The sequence below is a fragment of the Nonomuraea monospora genome, from assembly GCF_039531895.1.
GTDB lineage: Bacteria > Actinomycetota > Actinomycetes > Streptosporangiales > Streptosporangiaceae > Nonomuraea > Nonomuraea monospora.
Window position 1 is genome coordinate 153,944 of record NZ_BAAAQX010000005.1, and the last position, 16,746, is coordinate 170,689.

The 16,746-nt window shown below is 71.8% G+C and carries 16 protein-coding genes; 10 read left to right on the top strand and 6 right to left on the bottom strand.

Annotated elements, in window-relative coordinates:
• Positions 1-3 precede the first annotated feature (3 nt).
• Genes ABD331_RS11965 through ABD331_RS11995 form a run of 7 tightly spaced genes read left to right on the top strand, consistent with a single transcriptional unit; the run spans position 4 to position 7,113 of the window.
• Positions 4-1,047, top strand: a complete 1,044-nt coding sequence (locus ABD331_RS11965; RefSeq protein ID WP_344473693.1) for an MCE family protein — start codon at positions 4-6, stop codon at positions 1,045-1,047.
• A complete protein-coding gene (locus ABD331_RS11970; RefSeq protein WP_344473696.1) occupies positions 1,047-2,072 on the top strand; it encodes an MlaD family protein in 1,026 nt (341 codons plus the stop codon). Before ABD331_RS11965 ends, ABD331_RS11970 begins: the two co-directional genes overlap by 1 nt.
• Positions 2,069-3,094 carry an MCE family protein gene (locus ABD331_RS11975; RefSeq protein WP_344473698.1) on the top strand — a complete coding sequence of 342 codons (1,026 nt, stop codon included), beginning with the start codon at positions 2,069-2,071 and terminating at the stop codon, positions 3,092-3,094. Before ABD331_RS11970 ends, ABD331_RS11975 begins: the two co-directional genes overlap by 4 nt.
• Entirely contained in the window at positions 3,091-4,089 is a 999-nt protein-coding gene (locus ABD331_RS11980; protein ID WP_344473700.1) for an MCE family protein, read from the top strand. The genes ABD331_RS11975 and ABD331_RS11980 overlap by 4 nt, the downstream gene beginning before the upstream one ends.
• Entirely contained in the window at positions 4,086-5,420 is a 1,335-nt protein-coding gene (locus tag ABD331_RS11985; RefSeq protein WP_344473702.1) for an MlaD family protein, read from the top strand. The genes ABD331_RS11980 and ABD331_RS11985 overlap by 4 nt, the downstream gene beginning before the upstream one ends.
• The gene (locus ABD331_RS11990; RefSeq protein ID WP_344473704.1) at positions 5,417-6,499 is read left to right on the top strand and encodes a hypothetical protein; all 1,083 of its coding nucleotides are present in this window, start codon (positions 5,417-5,419) and stop codon (positions 6,497-6,499) included. Before ABD331_RS11985 ends, ABD331_RS11990 begins: the two co-directional genes overlap by 4 nt.
• A 17-nt stretch (positions 6,500-6,516) precedes the next feature.
• Positions 6,517-7,113: a 4'-phosphopantetheinyl transferase family protein gene (locus tag ABD331_RS11995; protein WP_344473706.1), complete on the top strand. Its 597-nt coding sequence runs from the start codon at positions 6,517-6,519 to the stop codon at positions 7,111-7,113.
• Between the two features lie 73 nt (positions 7,114-7,186).
• Here ABD331_RS11995 and ABD331_RS12000 read toward each other — a convergent pair whose 3' ends face one another.
• Complete coding sequence (locus ABD331_RS12000; protein WP_344473708.1) at positions 7,187-8,119, bottom strand: cation diffusion facilitator family transporter; 933 nt, start codon at positions 8,117-8,119, stop codon at positions 7,187-7,189.
• Positions 8,120-8,153: 34 nt separating this feature from the next.
• Here ABD331_RS12000 and ABD331_RS12005 point away from each other — a divergent pair, with 34 nt between their 5' ends.
• The 3 genes from ABD331_RS12005 (at position 8,154) to ABD331_RS12015 (ending at position 10,878) form a co-directional block, all read left to right on the top strand.
• Positions 8,154-8,612 carry a MarR family winged helix-turn-helix transcriptional regulator gene (locus ABD331_RS12005; RefSeq protein ID WP_148441606.1) on the top strand — a complete coding sequence of 153 codons (459 nt, stop codon included), beginning with the start codon at positions 8,154-8,156 and terminating at the stop codon, positions 8,610-8,612.
• A 77-nt stretch (positions 8,613-8,689) separates the two neighbouring features.
• The gene (locus ABD331_RS12010) at positions 8,690-9,343 is read left to right on the top strand and encodes an LppX_LprAFG lipoprotein (RefSeq protein ID WP_344473711.1); all 654 of its coding nucleotides are present in this window, start codon (positions 8,690-8,692) and stop codon (positions 9,341-9,343) included.
• A gap of 5 nt (positions 9,344-9,348) precedes the next feature.
• Complete coding sequence (locus ABD331_RS12015) at positions 9,349-10,878, top strand: MFS transporter (protein ID WP_344473713.1); 1,530 nt, start codon at positions 9,349-9,351, stop codon at positions 10,876-10,878.
• 104 nt (positions 10,879-10,982) lie between these two features.
• On the opposite strand, the gene aspS is transcribed toward ABD331_RS12015, so the two are convergent.
• From aspS to ABD331_RS12040, 5 genes are all read right to left on the bottom strand, one after another.
• A complete protein-coding gene (gene aspS, locus ABD331_RS12020) occupies positions 10,983-12,245 on the bottom strand; it encodes an aspartate--tRNA(Asn) ligase (RefSeq protein WP_344473715.1) in 1,263 nt (420 codons plus the stop codon).
• A gap of 272 nt (positions 12,246-12,517) precedes the next feature.
• Positions 12,518-13,912: a ribosome biogenesis GTPase Der gene (der, locus tag ABD331_RS12025; RefSeq protein ID WP_148441602.1), complete on the bottom strand. Its 1,395-nt coding sequence runs from the start codon at positions 13,910-13,912 to the stop codon at positions 12,518-12,520.
• 37 nt (positions 13,913-13,949) lie between these two features.
• Complete coding sequence (gene cmk, locus ABD331_RS12030) at positions 13,950-14,678, bottom strand: (d)CMP kinase (RefSeq protein WP_344473718.1); 729 nt, start codon at positions 14,676-14,678, stop codon at positions 13,950-13,952.
• Positions 14,679-14,761: 83 nt separating this feature from the next.
• Positions 14,762-16,111: a carotenoid oxygenase family protein gene (locus ABD331_RS12035; protein ID WP_344473720.1), complete on the bottom strand. Its 1,350-nt coding sequence runs from the start codon at positions 16,109-16,111 to the stop codon at positions 14,762-14,764.
• Positions 16,108-16,737 (bottom strand): TetR/AcrR family transcriptional regulator, encoded by a 630-nt coding sequence (locus tag ABD331_RS12040; protein WP_344473722.1) that lies wholly within the window; start codon positions 16,735-16,737, stop codon positions 16,108-16,110. The genes ABD331_RS12035 and ABD331_RS12040 overlap by 4 nt, the downstream gene beginning before the upstream one ends.
• Positions 16,738-16,746: the final 9 nt, after the last annotated feature.

Sequence of the window (16,746 nt, forward strand, 5' to 3'; positions counted from 1 at the left end):
GGCATGGAACGGGTGCGCCGCCGGTGGACCTTCGTGCGGTTCGTGCTGTTCGTCGGGCTGACCCTGTCGCTGATCCTGTTCATCGCCGTGCAGATCGCGCGGGTCAGCACCGGCGCCGGCTACCGGCTGGTCGCCGTGTTCGACGACGTGTCGGGGCTGGTCGAGGGCGACCAGGTGAAGATTGCCGGAGCGCCGGTCGGCCAGGTGGACACGATCGAGGTCGTGGACGGGCGGGCGGAGGTGACCATGGAGGTGCAGGAGGCGGTCAAGGTGCCGGCCGACACCGAGGCGGCCGTCCGCTGGCGCAACGCCGTCGGCCAGCGCGTCATCTACCTGCTGCCCGGCACCGCGCCCGGCCTGCTGCCGCCCGGCGCGCGCATCACCCGCACCTCCTCCGTCGTGGACATCGGCGAGCTGATCAGCGACCTCGGCCCGCTCACCCGCAGCCTGGACCCCGACCAGATCAACCAGCTCCTGACGGCCGCCGCCACCTCGCTCAAGGGCAACGACCAGAACATCCCCCGCCTGCTCGACAACGTCAACGCGATCACCACCACCGTCACCGAGCGCAGGCGGCTCATCGAGCAGTTGCTGAAGGACTACGCCACCGTCACCGAGGTGGTCGCCAAGCGGGACGCGCAGATCGAGCGGCTCGTGGACAACCTCGTCATCCTGACGGAGGCGTTCGCCGACAACCGGCGGCTCGTGGACGAGGCGCTGGTGGAGCTGTCGGCCACCTTCCACACCTCCAACGAGGTGCTCGGCAAGAACGCCGACGAGCTGGGCCGGCTGGTGGACAACCTGTCGGGGCTGACCGGCGGCATCAGGCGGCACGTGGGCGAGATCGACAAGGTGGTCAGCACCTTCCCGCCGCTGCTCACGCGGGCGTACTCGTCGGTCAACCGGGGCCACTACTTCATCACCGCCGTCCCCTGCCTGGCGCTCAGCGCCGCGCCCTGCCCGTACGGGATGCAGACGCCGCCGCCGCTGCGCAACACCAGGATCCAGAGCGAGCAGGACCTCAGGAAGCTGCTGGTGGGCCGGTGATGGCGCGCAAGTCGTTCCGCGACCGCAACAAGCACGCCGTCGGCCTGGTGTCGCTGGCCACGCTGGCCGCGGTGCTGGTGACCACGTTCCTGGTCGGCAACCTGGGGCTGCTGGAGGGCGGCTACACCGTCTCCGGCGTGTTCGTGGACTCCGGCGGGCTGCGCACCGGCAACGACGTGCGCGTCGCCGGGGTGCGGGTCGGCAAGGTCACCGAGGTGCGCGCCGACTACGCCCAGGGCCAGGTGGTCGTCACCTGGAAGGTGGACGACGGCGTGCGGCTCGGCCGTTCCACGCGCGCCGACATCGCCCTGTCCAACCTGCTCGGCGGCCGGTACGTCAAGCTCACCGGCGCCGTCGCGGCCCCGTACCTGGACCAGCTCCCCGAGGCCCAGCGGCGCATCCCGGTCGAGCGGACCGGCGTGCCCACCCTGGTCAACGACGCCGTCAAGGACGCGACCAAGCTGGTCGAGCGGCTCGACACCGAGGCCGTGGACGACCTGCTCGTCGAGCTGGGCAAGCTCGACACCTTCAAGCACGGCCGCGTCACCCGGCTGCTGGACAACATCGGCGACCTGTCGGAGACCATCAGCGAGAGCGAGCCGCAGCTCCAGCGGCTGCTCGACAACGGCACCAGGATCATCGAGGTGCTGGAGAAGAAGGACGCCGAGCTCGGGCGGCTCCTCGACGCCGTCGAGGTGATGCTGGACGAGCTGCGCAGGCGCCGCAACGAGCTGCGCGTCATCCTCGGCGACGGCAGCGACCTGGTGCAGAGCACCACCCGGCTGATCACCGAGCACGAGAAGACGCTCGTGAAGGTGCTGGACGACACCTCGGCCATCACCACGCGGCTCAGCGGCAGCACCGACCGGCTCAACTCGCTGCTCGGCTGGGCGGGGCCGACGTTCGCCGGGCTGGCCACGATGGGCGGGCAGGGGCCGTGGCTGGAGGCCATCGCCACCGGCCTCGGGCCGATCAACCCCGAGGTGCTGGCGGCGATCGCCGAGGACAGGGAGGACGAGCGATGAGGCGGCTGGCGGCGGTGTTGCTCGGCTGGGTGCTCGTGGCGTCCGGGTGCGGGGGGGGGGGGGGGGGGCCGTACCTGCTGGTCGCGATCTTCAGTCAGACGCCCTCCCTGTACGAGGAGGCGCGGGTGAAGGTGATGGGCCTCGACGCCGGCTACGTGGACCGGATCCAGATATCCGGTGACAAGGTACGGGTCGAGATGCGGATCGACCGGCAGGTGCCGCTGCCGTCCGACGTCATGGCCGTGATCGCGCCGCAGAACACGCTGGGCGAGCGCAACGTCGTGCTGCACCCGCCGTGGAAGCCGGGCGACCAGCGCGTCCAGCCGGGGGCGACGATCCCGCTGGAGCGCACCGACCTGCCCGTCGAGATCGACGAGGCCCTCGACGCGTTCACCAAGCTGACCGACGCGCTCGACGACGAGAAGCTCGGCGAGGTGGCGGGCGACCTGGCCGACGGGGTGCGCGGGCGCGGCGAGACGATCAACGACGCGATCGCCGACACCTCAGAGCTCACCGGCGTCCTGGCCAAGCAGGACCAGCAGCTCATCAGCCTGGCCAAGAGCCTCAACGAGCTGGCCACCAGCCTCAACCGGCGCGAGAGCCAGGTCACCGGCGCCATCGACGCCTTCTCCGAGGCCTCCGCGATCCTCGCCGACGAGCGGCAGCGGCTGCGCGGGTTCATCACGTCCATGGCCGCGTTCGTGCGGCGCGGCGACGTGATCATCGAGCAGTACGCGAAGGAGCTGCCGCAGGCCACCACCACGCTGGCCGAGCTGGTGCTGACCGTCAGGGCCAACAGCGCCTCCACCGCGCGGGCCGTCAAGGGCGCCGCCGACTTCGCCGACGTCCTGATCGACTCCTGGGACCACAAGCAGCACGTGCTGAAGATCCGCGTCGTGCTGAACGCGATGACCAGGGCGTGGCTGACACCGCTGTTCGACGCGCTGAACCTGGGCCCGGTGCCGTGCCTGCCCGCCGGGCTGAGCAACTGTCCCTTCGAGCAACGGGGAGGCTCACGATGACCGGGCGACCGGCCGCCGCACTCGCCGCGCTGGCGCTGACCGCCGGCTGCTCGCTGCAGACCCTCGGCGCCACCGGCGGCGACCTCACCCTGCACGCCGTCTTCGACGACGTCCAGAGCCTGGTGGCCGGGCACAGCGTGCAGATCGCCGACGTACGCGTCGGCACCGTGACCGGGATCCGGCTGGAGGGCTACCGGGCCAGGGTGACGATGTCGGTCCAGTCGGCACACCGGGTGCCGGAAGGAAGCTCGGCCACCATCGCCAAGACGTCCGTGCTCGGCGAGAACTACGTGCGCCTCACCCCGCCCACCGGCAAGAACCTGGCCACCGGCCCGTACGTCAAGGACGGCGCCACCATCGCCGAGACGTCGGTCGAACCGGACATCGAGCAGGTCACCGCCAAGGCCGGGCCGCTCATCGAGGCGCTCGGCGCCCAGGACGTCAACGCCATCCTCGACGCCGCCTCCACCGCCTTCGCCGGGCAGGGCGACGAGGTCAACCGGCTGATCAAGCAGACCGCGCAGGTCACCGACGCCTACGCCGCCGCCCGCCACGACCTCGGCACCTCCATCGAGGCCCTGGCCCGGCTCGGTGACGACCTGGCCGAGGGCAGCGAGGAGCTGGACCGGCTGCCGGGCACGCTCGCCGCCGCCACCGGACGGCTCGCGCACGGCCGCCACCACGTCAAGAAGACGATCGTGGCGCTCACCCGGCTGGCCGAGCAGGCCAACCTCACCGTCTACCCGCGCCACGCCCAGCGGCTGCGCACACTGGTGCGCGAGCTGGAGGCCGTCTCGACGTCCATGCAGCGGGGCAAGGAGGACCTGAAGGCGCTGGTGGCCGAGCTGCAGTCGTTCATCGACACGCCGCCGATCACCGTGAACGGTCAGGTGCTCATCTACGTGTGGCTGAAGGGCTTGCTGCCGAACGTACGCGGCGCCCCCGTACGCGAGTCCGGCGGGGACTTCAGCCTGCTGCTGGAGCCGCCGCGATGAAGAACCGCATCTACCTCAACCTGGGCTTCTTCGTGCTGCTCGGGGTCGTCATGACGGTCTGGGCGTTCAGCACGATCATCAGGCTGGACGCGGTCGAGCGGCCCTACCGGGTGTCGGCCGAGTTCGTCACCTCCCCCGGGCTGATGCGCGGGTTCGACGTGGCGTACCTGGGGGTCCGCGTCGGCAAGATCGGCGAGGTGCGGCTGGCGCCCGGCAAGATCGTCGTGGGCCTGGACATCGAGCGGGAGATCAAGCTGCCGAAGAGCGTCACCGCCGAGGTGCGGCGCCGCTCGGCCATCGGCGAGCCGTACGTGGCGCTCTCCCCGCCGCCCACCGGCGTCACCGGGCCGACCCTCGCGCCCGGCGACACGATCCCGCTGGCCAGCACCACGGTGCCGCTCGACTACAAGGAGCTGTTCGAAGGGGTCGGCAAGCTGCTCAACGCGGTGCCGCCCGAGGACGCCGACACCATCGTGCACGAGCTGGCCGTCGCCCTCGACGGGCGCGCGCCCGCCATCAGGCGCATCGTCGACGACGCCCACGCCATCACCGGCACCCTCGCCGACAACGCCGACGTGCTTGACGACCTGTCCGTGCAGCTCACCCGGCTCACCCACACCCTGGCTGGCGAACGCGGCAAGCTGGCCTCCGGGATCACCGACCTGAGCACCGTCACCGCGACCCTCCGGGCGTCCCGCGCCGACCTGAACGCCATCCTCGACCAGGGGCCCAGCGTGTTCGCCCAGCTCGACGCGGCCATCCGCACGTCCAGGCCGGGCTTCTCCTGCCTCCTGACGGCGGCCGGCCTGCCGCACCGGCCCGTCTTCTCGCCCGAGACCGAACGGAACGTGCACCACCTGCTCAGCATCGTGCCCACCGCGCTCACCCTCGCCGACGACATCACCGACCGGCGCGGCACCACCGTGTACGGCAAGGCGTCGTTCATCTTCAGCGTCCCGGGCGGGCCTGTGCCGGCCGAGGAGTACGCCGGGCCCCTCGGGCCGCCGCCCATCCCCAAGGTGCGGGCCTGCCCCGACCGCGAGCCCGTCCCCGACCCCGGCCCCGACCCCGGCCCCGATCCCGGCTCCCCTCCGTCCGCCTCCCGGACCGCCGCGGCCGAGCGGGACACCACCACCACTCCGGAACCGTCCCAGGAGGCCACCACCACCGAGTCGCCTGCGGGCGCGGCCGGCGACCGGGCCGCGTCAGGAACCCCGATGAACATCGTCCCGCTGGTTGCCGCGATATTCCTCGCCGTGGTGGTGAGCGGTGGCATCGTGGGCTGGATCGCGGCGGGCCGGGCCGCTCGCCGCCGTGAGGAGTCATCATGACCGACGCCCTGGAGGACCGCACCCGCCCCGCCGACACGGCGACGGACGCACCCCCCGACACCCACCCCACCCCGGACACGGAACCCTTGCCGGACGCGCCGCCCACGCCCGACGCGCAGGCCACTTCCGACGCCCCACCCGCGCCGGACACCGCTACACCCTCCGGCGCGCCTACCACCGAGCCCGCCGCTGAGCCCGCCGCCACACCCGCCGCCACGGCCACCACGCCCACCGCTGCGGCCACCACACCCTCCGGCGCGCCTGCCGCCGAGCCCGCCGCCACGGCCACCGCGCCTCCCATCACGCCCCCAGGCGCGGCCGCCATGGAGCCCGCCATGGAGCCCGCCACGGAGCCCGCCACGGAGCCCGCCACCAAGCCCGCCACCGCCCCCACCACGTCTTCCACCACGCCCGCCAGCGCGCCCGAACCCGGCTCAGGCTCGGAGCCTGCGGCCGACGCCGATGCGGAGCCGGGTGCCGAGCCCGAGCCGGAGCCCGAAAAGTCCCCCTCCCCCGGCAGGCGCTTCACCCGGGCCAAGGTCGTGGGAGCCCTGGCGGCCATGCTGGTGACCGCCATCACCGCCACCGCCGTCCTCCAGTGGATCTCCGCCGCCCAGGCCGAGGACGCCCGCGCGGGCCTGGAGTCGGAACGGGCCCTGCGCCTGGAGGTGTCCGGCGCGGCGAGCGCGTTCAGCCGGGCCCTGCTCAGCTACGACTACCAGAACCTGCAGACCACCCGCTCCACCCTCGCCGCCCAGGCCACGGGCGACTTCCTGACCACCTACGACGCCGCGTTCGGCGGCGCGATGGCCCAGGTCATCGTGAAGCTGAAGGCCACCTCGCAGGCCACCGTCCGCGAGGTGTACCTGGCGGACGTGGACGACGCCACCGCCCACGCCATCGTCGTGGTGGACCAGCAGGTGAACACTTCGGAGGCGATCCGCTCGGTCAAGGACTCTCACCTTAAGATCAGCCTTGTCAAGGAGAAGGGGACCTGGAAGATTCATGACGTGACCGTGCTCGGCGCGGCGTCTGAGGACCAGTACAACCTCAACGGCGACGACAAGAAGAAGGACTGACGATCGGCCCTTTAGCGATGGGCGGCCGCCCCGACGAGGTGCGTGCCCCCGATGAATGGCTCACCGAGGTGGAGCGGGAGCGGGCCGCCCGCTTCAAGTTCGAGCACGACCGCACCATCTTCATCGCCGCCCACCTGCTGGTCCGGCTCTGCGCGGCCGAGGTGCTGGGCGCCGACCCGGCTGAGCTGACCCTGTTGCAGTACTGCGACCTGCACGGCTTCGGCCACGGCAGGCCGTACTTCGAGCAGGCCCCCGACCTGGGCGTCAGCTTCAGCCACACGCGCGGCTACGTCTGCGCGGGGGCGGGTCCGGGCAAGGTCGGTGTGGACGCCGAGCGCGTCCGCCCCGGGCCGCTGGACACGGTGCTGGCCGGCCGGGTGCTCACGCCGCGCGAGCGGGCGATGGTCACCGGCAACGACGAGCTGATCAGGCACTGGACGCGCAAGGAGGCGCTGATCAAGCGCGGCGAGCTGACGCTGGACAAGGTGAGCGAGGGCGGCGAGGACCTGGCGGGCCGCCACCTGCTGGAGTGGAGCGCGGGGCCGGACATCAGGGTCGCGGTCGTCACCGACAGCCCCGCCCGCCGCGTCCCGATCCCCGGCCAGGACCCCTGAGCAGGGGCGCGGGCGCGACGCAGGTCAAAAGCAGCGCAGGTCAAAAGCAGCGCAGGTCAGAAGCGGCGGCGGGTCAGAAGCGGCGGCGGGTCGGGGTCGGGTCGAGGAAGACCTGCCTGACCCCGGAGAAGCGCTCCCGCAGCCGCCGATCCACCTCCTCGCAGGCGATCTCCACCCCCGCCGCGCTGGCCTCGTCCCTGAAGTCGATCTTCGCGGCGACCAGCACCTCACCAGGCCCGATGATCATGGTCATCAGCTCGACCACGTCCTCCACCTCCGGCTGAGCCATCAACACGGCGCGGATCCCGGTCTCCAGGGCCTGCGGCGCCGCCTGCCCGATGAGCAGCGACAGGTTCGACTGGATCAGGATGAGCGCGACGACCAGCAGAAGCAGCCCGATCCCGATGGACGCGGCCCCGTCCCACAGCGCCGACCCCGTCACCTGCGACCCGAGCAGCCCCGCCCCGGCGATGAGCAGCCCGACGAGCGCGGCGGCGTCCTCGAACAGCACGGCCTTCAGCGCCGTGTCGGACGTGAGCCGCACCAGGCGCAGCGGGCTCACGTCGTAGCGCCGCGCCTCGCCGCGCAGTTGCCTGTACGCCTTCGAGAACGAGATGCCCTCGATCACGAACGACACGGCCAGCACGACGTAGGACACCGTCAGATCGCCCAGCTCCTCGCCGTGGCTGATCTCGTGCAACCCATGCGTGATGGAGAACCCGGCCCCGCCCACCAGCGTCGCGACCGCCGCCATCATCGCCCAGAAGAAGCCCGACTTGCCGTGCCCGAAGGGGTGCCGCCGGTCGGCGGGCTTGCCCGAGCGGCGCACCGCCACCAGCAGCAGCAGCTCGGTCACGGTGTCGGCGGCGGAGTGCGCGGACTCCGACAGCATGGCCGCCGAACCGCTGATCACCCCGGCGACGAGCTTGGCCAGCGCGATGGTGAGGTTCGCGGCGCCGGCGACGAGCACGGTGCCCAGGCTCTCCCCCGAGTTGCCCTCTCCCATAGCGCTCAACTGTACGTGCGCTAGATTGGGGATCATGAGCGCGCCTCGCTGGCTTTCACCCGCCGAACAGCGTGCCTGGCGTACGCACCTGGCGCTGCACAAGCTGCTCATGCATCGGCTCGACCGCGAGCTGCAGGAGCACTCACTCTCGTTGAACGACTACGAGATCCTGGTCAACCTCTCCGAGAGCCAGGGCCGGCGCATGCGGATGAGCGACCTGGCCGACGCGACGATCCAGTCGCGCAGCCGGTTGTCCCACCAGATCTCCCGCATGGAGGCCAAGGGCCTGGTGGTCAGGGAGGACTGCCGTGACGACCGGAGGGGCACGTTCGCGGTGCTGACCGACGAGGGGTGGGCCACGATCCAGCGGGTGGCGCCGTTCCACGTGGCGAGCGTCCGCGAGCACTTCGTCGACCGGCTCACCGACGAGCAGCTCGACGCGATCGAGGAGGCGTACGCGCCCCTGGTGGAGCAGTTGAAGAAGCTGCGCTGACGCGGGCGGCGGCGCCGACACCCAACCGATATCGGCGACGGCGCGCGGCCTCCACCGGCGGTCGATACGATCCGGTCATGCTCAGAAGACTCCTCGTCGTGGCCGCGCTCGCGCTGGCGTCCGCGTGCTCATCGGGCGGCGGAGGCGGGGCCGAGCTGCCCGCCGGGCCCGAGCTGATGCAGAAGGCCTCCGAGGCGATGAAGACCGTCAAGTCGGCCGGCTTCTCGATCACGACCGAGGGCAGCCCGCAGGTGCCGGTCAAGAAGGCCGACGGCCGGTTAACGGCGGAGGGCGACGCCGACGGCACGCTCACCATCGACATCCTGGGCACCCTGCAAGAGGTCTCCTTCGCGCTGGTCGACGACACGGTGCACTTCAAGGGGCCGACGGGCGGCTTCCAGAAGATGACGCGGGCGCAGCTCGCCCAGTTCTACGACCCGTCGGTGATCCTGGAGCCCACCAAGGGCATCGCCCGCCTGCTCGCCTCGGCCACCAACCCCAAGGTGGAAGGCGTCGAGGACGGCTCCTACCGGGTCGCCACCACCTTCCCCGCCGGCGTCGTCTCCTCGATCGTGCCGGGCGTCACGCAGGACGTGAACGGCAAGGTCTGGATCGACCAGGCGACCAGCCGGCTGACCAAGGCGAGCCTGCCCATGCAGGGCGGCACGGTCACGGTGGCGGTCAGCGACTACGACGCACCCGTCACGATCACGCCGCCCGCCGAGAAGTGAGCCCGGTGGGTTCTCCTGACGCGCGGGCGCCCCAGGTGAGGCGCGCCCGGCGGGTGGTGCTCGGCGCGGGCGGCGCGGTGGTGCTGCTGGCGGCGCTGGACGCGTACGTCGTGGTGACCGTCCTGATCGACGTCGCCGAGGACGTCGGCATCCCGCTCAACCACCTGGAGCGGGCCACCCCGATCGTCACAGGCTTCCTGCTCGGGTACGTCGCCGCGATGCCCCTGCTCGGCCAGCTCTCCGACCGGTACGGCCGCCGCCCCCTCATCCACGCCTGCTTGGCGGCCTTCGCGCTCGGCTCGGTGCTGACCGCGCTGGCGTCCGGCGAGGTGATGGTCGTGGTGGGGCGTACCGTGCAGGGAGTGGCCGGGGGTGCGCTGCTGCCGATCACCATGGCGCTCATCGGCGACCTGTGGGAGGAACGTGAGCGGCCGGTCGCCCTGGGGGCGGTGGGGGCGGCGCAGGAGCTGGGCAGCGCGCTCGGGCCGTTGTACGGGGGGTTGCTGGCGGGGGTGCCCAGTGCGGTGGTGGCGGGGGTGGAGCTGGGCGAGTGGCACGCCATCTTCTGGATCAACGTGCCGCTGGCCGCGCTGGCCGCCGTCGCCGTCCACTTCACGGTCCCACCTCGCACGAAGCCCCTGACGACCGGCGGGGCGGCGAACCGGGTGGACGTGGTCGGCGGCGTCCTGCTCGCCCTGGCCCTGGCCCTCCTGGTCATCGGCCTCTACAACCCCGACCCCGCCACCGCCGTCCTCCCGCCCTGGGGCCCATCGGTGATCGCGACCGGCCTCCTGGCGGCGGCGGCGTTCGTCTGGTGGGAGATCCGCTCCCCCGTCCGCCTGCTGGACCTGACCACCACCCGCAAGCGCCCCCTCCTCGCCACCCTCGCGGTCAGCTTCCTGGCCGGCGCCGCGCTGCTGGTCACCATGGTGTTCGTGCAGATCACCGCGCAGACCCTGCTGGGCAAGGAGGCGCTGCACGCGTCGCTGGTCCTGGCCAGGTTCCTGGCGGCGCTGACGGTGGCGGCCCTGCTGGGCGGGCTGCTGGCGCGCAGGCTGGGTGAGCGGGTGGTGGCGGTGGCGGGCATGGCGCTGGCGGCCGTGGGTTACTGGCTGATGAGCCGCTGGCCGCTGGACCTGGCCGGGTCGGGCTGGGTGATGGACCGGGACCTGGTGCTGGCCGGGCTGGGCCTGGGGCTGGTGATCGCGCCGGTGTCGTCGGCGGTGCTGCGGGTGAGTGCGGCGGTGCAGCACGGGGTGGCGTCGGCGGCGGTCGTGGTGGCCAGGATGATGGGCATGCTGATCGGCATCGCGGCGGTGTCGGCGTGGGGGTTCTATCGGTTCCAGTCGCTGACGGCCGATTTGGACACGCCGCTGCCGTTCGGCGTGGATCAGGCGACGTACCAGCGGCAACTGGCCGACTACACGGCTCAGGTGCAGGCGGCCCTGCACACGGAGTACACGGAGATGTTCCTGGTGACGGCGTTCATCTGCGTGCTGGGCGCGGGCGTCGCCGTCCTGATGCCGCGCCGCTGAGACGCGCCCGCGTGGCCTGGGACGCACCCGCCCGCCGAAGCGGGACGGGCGCGCCCGATCAAGGCGCGAGCCCGGCGCACGTGGTCACGGCGCGGGACGGGCGTTCACGGCGAGAGCCGGTGCAGGTCGCGCGGGAACGCGGTCGTCTGCCGGACGTTGGCCGCCCCCGTCAGCCGGGCCGTCCACCGCTCCAGCCCCATCGCGAACCCGCCGTGCGGCGGCATCCCGTACCGGAAGGCCTGCAGATACCCTTCGTACGCCGCCGTCCCCTCCCCCCGCTCGGCCAGCGCCCGCACGTAGTCCTCGTGCCGATGCAGCCGCTGCCCGCCGGTGACCAGCTCCATCCCGCGGAACAGCAGGTCGAACCCGTTGGAGTAGCCGGGCCGCGCCGGGTCGGGGTGGGTGTAGAAGGGCCGCTTGGACATCGGGTACCCGGTGACGAACAGGAACTCGCACCCGTGCTCCCGCCGCGCCCACTCCGACAGCCATCGTTCCTGCGCGGGCGATAGGTCGGGCTCGCCGGAGGAGGTGAGCCGCTGCGCCTCGGTGAAGTGGATGGCGGGGATCTCGGCGGGCACCTCGGGCAGGGTGACGTCCAGGAGGCCGAGCGCGGCGGGGGCGCGCCGCCGTACGGACGCGAGCATGCCCGCGACGACCTCGCGCAGCACGGCCATCACGTCGCGGTGGTCGCGCACGAAGCCCAATTCGGCGTCGAGGCTGGTGTACTGGGCGAGGTGCCGGGCGGTGTCGTGCGGTTCCGCGCGGAAGACGGGCCCCACCTCGTAGACGCGTTCGAACACCCCGGCCATCGCCTGCTTGTAGAACTGCGGCGATTGCGCGAGGTAGGCGGGCCGTCCGAAGTAGTCGAGGCCGAAGACGTTCGCGCCCGACTCGGTGGCCGAGCCGACGATCTTGGGGGTGTGGATCTCGGTGAAGCCGAGCCGGTCGAGCGTCTCGCGGAACCCGGCCGCGCTCGCGGCCGAGATCTCCAGCCCGGCGCGCAGCAGCGGGTGCCGCAGCGCGACGGGCGCGTGGTCGAGCACGGTCGGCAGCGCCGCCTGCACCACGGGCCTGTACAGGTCGAGCGGCGGCGGCACACAGGGCTCGGCGAGGACCTCCACCTCGGGTGAGACCAGCTCGTAGCCGCCGGGCGCCTGCGCGCCGGCGGCCACGGTGCCGCTGACCTGGACGACGCTCTCCTCGGGCGGCAGGTCGCCGGCGGCGACCGCCTGCGTCAGGCCGGTACGGTCCCTGACGACGAGGAAGGATACGGATTTCAGTCGCCGGCGGCGATGGACCCAACCGGCGATCGTCACTCGTCGGCCGACGTGCTCAGCGAGCTCCGCCGACATGACACGAGAGATCATCACAGCTCCTACGAAGGAAGTGCATGACCCCTTGGGAGTGCGGGGGAGAAGGGAGCTCCCGGTGCCACCGCACTTTCGCCGCCCCGCGACGGGGGCGGCCTCCACGACCCGATGACGGGGGTCAGACCGGCGGGGCATTTCCTCCCCGCACTCGGGAGTGTCTTCGCCAGCGGGGCACGGCGCCGCCTTCGCAGCTACCGGCGGCTCTCTGGGGCCGTGCGGCCCGCTGGTTACTCGTCTCCGTCAGCGTGTTGCGCTGAATCGTACCCCAGTCACTTGTCCTTCTTCGCGCGCTTTTCCCGGATCTTCATCGTGACCTCGATCGGCGAGCCGGCGAAGCCGAACTCCTCGCGGATGCGCCGCTCGATGAAGCGCCGGTAGGTGTCCTCCAGCCAGCCGGATGTGAAGAGCACGAACTTGGGCGGCTCGACGGACGCCTGCGTGGCGAAGAGGATCTTCGGCTGCTTGCCGCCCCGCACGGGCGGCGGCGTCTGCTGGATCAGCTCGGTGAGGAACGCGTTGAGCCGCGCCGTCGGCACCCGCGTGGACCAGGAGTCGAGCGCCTTCTCCAGGGCCGGGACGAGCCGGTCGACGTGCCTGCCGGTCTTGGCGGAGATGTTGACCCGCAGCGCCCACGGGGTGCGGACGAGCTGCCGGTCGATCTCCTTCTCCAGGTAGTAGCGCCGGTCCTCGTCGACCAGGTCCCACTTGTTGAAGGCCACCACCATGGCCCGCCCGGACTCGATGACCAGGCCGATGATGCGCAGGTCCTGCTCGGTGAGGGGCTCGCTGGCGTCGATCAGCACGATCGCCACCTCGGTGCGCTCCAGCGCGGCGCGGGTGCGCATGGCGGCGTAGAAGTCGGCGCCCTGCAGCTCGCGGTCGCGCCGCCGGATGCCGGCGGTGTCGATGAAGCGCCAGGTGCGCCCGCCGAGCTCGATCAGCTCGTCGACGGGGTCGCGGGTGGTGCCCGCCATCGGGTCGACCAGCACCCGCTCCTCCCCCGCCAGCTTGTTCAGCAGGGAGGACTTGCCGACGTTGGGCTTGCCGAGCAGCGCGACGCGGGCGGGCCCGCGCTCGGCGCCGAACGTCACCTCGGGCGTCTCGGGCAGCGCGTCGAGCATGACGTCGAGCAGGTCGCCGCTGGAGCGGCCGTGCAGGGCCGAGACGGGGTACGGCTCGCCGAGGCCGAGCGCCCACAGCGCGGCGGCCTCCAGCTCGAGCTGCTGGTTGTCGACCTTGTTGGCGGCCAGGATGACCGGCTTGCCGGACTGCCGCAGCACGGAGCCCACGATCTCGTCGGCGTCGGTGGCGCCCACGGTGGCGTCCACGACGAACACGATCACGTCGGCCAGCTCGACCGCGACCTGGGCCTGCTCGGCGATGCGCAGGTTCATGCCGGTGGCGTCAGGGTCCCAGCCGCCGGTGTCGACCACGGTGAAGCGGCGGCCCCGCCAGTTGGCGTCGTAGGTGACGCGGTCTCGGGTGACGCCCGGCACGTCCTCGACGACCGCCTCGCGGCGGCCGATGATGCGGTTGACCAGCGTGGACTTGCCGACGTTCGGCCGCCCTACGATCGCGACGACCGGCAGCGGCGTGCTGTGGTGCTCCTGCTCGTCGATCTCCAGCTCGTCGAGGTCGGCCTCGACCCAATCCCCCGTTGACACGATGTCTCGTCCTTAATGTGAGTACCGCACCTGAAAGTCAGGTGCGCTCGCGGATATGGTCGCGGCCGCTTCGGGACTCGTTGGCTCGTCCCTCGCTCTCTCCTCCCGAGCTCCTCCGCTCCACGACCAGTCTCAGCACCTCCGCGACGACCTCGTCCAAGGTCAGCGTGGTGGTGTCGAGCTCGATGGCGCCAGCCGCCATCGAGAGCGGGTCCGTCTTACGTGTTGAGTCCAGGGTGTCACGCCTGGCCATGGCCTCCTGCTGCGCCTCCACCGTGGAGCCGGCGACCTCGGCGCTGCGCCGGCGGGCGCGGGCCTCGGGGCTGGCCGTCAGGTAGATCTTGGCGGCGGCCTGGGGCCAGACGACGGAGCCGATGTCGCGGCCTTCGACCACGATGTCACCGGCGCCGATGATCTCCCGCTGCAGCGCGACGAGCCGTGCGCGCACCTCGGGCACGGCGGCGACGGCCGAGACCGCGCCGGTGACCTCGGCCTGCCTGATCGGCTCCGCGACGTCCACGCCGTCGACGTGGATCGTCGGGCCGTCAGGGTCGGTGCCGGAGACGATGGCGGGCTCGCCGCAGCGGGCCGCGACGGCGGCCGGGTCGGTCAGCTCGACGCCCTGCTGAAGCATCCACCAGGTCATCGCGCGGTACATCGCCCCGGTGTCGAGGTAACGCAGGCCGAGCGCGCGGGCGGCGCCGCGCGACACGCTCGACTTGCCCGACCCAGAAGGTCCGTCCATGGCGACGACCAGACCGGTCACGGCCTCTCCCTCTTCACGTGTTGGGTCCAACTTGAAGAGGCTACCGTCTCCGGGGCGTTCCTCAGGCATGGTCGCGGGTGCCGTCAGTCGGCGAGCCAGCTCCCGTGGAAGCCGAGCGGCACCCGCGCGGGCAGGTGCACGGTGGCGACCGGCTCGCCGGTGAAGTCCTGCGCGGACAGGATGACCAGGTCGGCGGCTCCCCTGGCCGGGTTGTTGACGAACGTCATCACGTAACCGTCGTCCTCGGCCTCGCCCGCGCCGACGAAGACGGGCTCGCCCACGTACGCGCCGCGCCCGAGCTGCCGCGCCTCCTGGGTGCCGCGCCGCAGGTCGTGCTTGATGAGCGTGTTGTCGAACGCGCCGTCCGGCAGGTCCTCCAGCTCGCCGCCCACCACGTCGATCAGCTCGCGGGTGGCGGAGGTGTAGCCGTAGCGGTAGGGACGGCCGGTGCGCCGCTCGTCCATGCGCGGGAACTCCTGGGCGCGGTCGTCCAGCCGCGCCTGCCCGACCCGGCCGGTGGCGAGGTTGATCCGCCACCGGTCCAGCGCGGGCCGGCCGCCCAGGTCGAGCCGCGCGTCCACGAACCCCTTGGGATAGGTGACCACGTCCACGACCACCTCGTCGCCGTCGTCGTAGGCGTTGAGCGTGTGGAAGACCCAGCACGGCGGCGCGTCCACCCACCGCAGGTCGCCGGTCTCGCGCGACATGAGCCCGATGCGCGCGGGGTGGTCGTCGTTCCACGCGTACGGCAGGCGGTCGCCCCGCTCGGCGTGGGCCATGCTGAACGTGACCGGCAGGTCGTAGATCACCACGAACCGTTCGGTGATCGCGAAGTCGTGCACCATCGGCTTGTCGGCGACCGGGATGTCCGTGACGCGCTGGACGACGCCCTTGGGGTCGAGCACGAGGTGCTGGTGGTGGTCCCAGCCGAAGAAGTACGCCAGCGCGTGCAGCTCGCCGGTGACCGGGTCGAGGTGGGTGTGTGCGGCGAACCCGCCCGGCAGGCCGCCGTCGAAGTCGCACGCGCCGATGGTGTCGAGCTCGTACCCCAGCTCGTACGGCAGCGCCCCCGCCTCCACGGTGGCGAACGTGCGCCCGCCCAGCCCGATGACGTGGGTGTTGGCCGCGAAGTCGAGCCCGGCGTGCACGGGCCCCGGCCTGGCCTCCTCGCCGAGCCGCTCGGCGAGGCGGGCGTTGCGCACCCACCGGTTGCGGTACCACTCGGCGCGGCCGTCGCGCAGCCGCACGCCGTGCACCATGCCCTCGCCGAAGAACAGGTGGCCCGCGCTGGGGTCGTCGAGACTGAGCGGGTTGGGGCCGTTGCGCAGGTAGCGGCCGTTGAGCTCGGCCGGGATGCGGCCGGTGACGTCGAGGTCGAAGGCGGTGATCTCCTCGTTGACCGGGGCGAAACCATCCTTGAACGGAGTCGTCATGACATGTCCCTTCCCTCGTCGCGGTCCAGGAACGGCGTGAGCACCGAGGTGCACAGGAGCCGGTAACGCTGCTCGGCCGTGTCCCGATCGAAAAACCCCGAAATTTCCAGACTCACGGCACCGTGGACGGCCATCCACAACACGTCGGCGATCTCCCGCGCCTCGGCCCCGCGCAGCAGCCCGGCGTCCAGGCAGTCCGCCACCCCGTGCACCAGCAGCCCGAACGTGCGCTTGGCCGCCTCCATCGCCTCGGGACGCGGGCACAACCCCGGCAGCGCGCCCTGGAACATGACCCGGTAGTAGTCGGGCTCGCTCAGCGCGTACTCCCGGTAGGCCATGAGCCCCCTGTGCAGCCGCTCGAACGGATCGTCGTGCGGCGGCACCGCCAGCATCCACCGCTCGAACCGCGCGAACCCCTCCAGCCAGAGCGCCTCGCCCAGCCCGTCCTTCCCGCCGAAGAGCGTGTAGATGACCTTGGTCGAGCAGCCCACCTCGCCCGAGATCCGCCGCACGGTGAGCGCCGCCGGCCCCTCGGTGACGAGCAGCCGCTTGGCCGCGTCCAGGATGGCCGCCCTGACGACGCTCTGCCCCTCACGCTGGGCCTGCCGGTACACGGAAACCGTCATGCTCGGTAA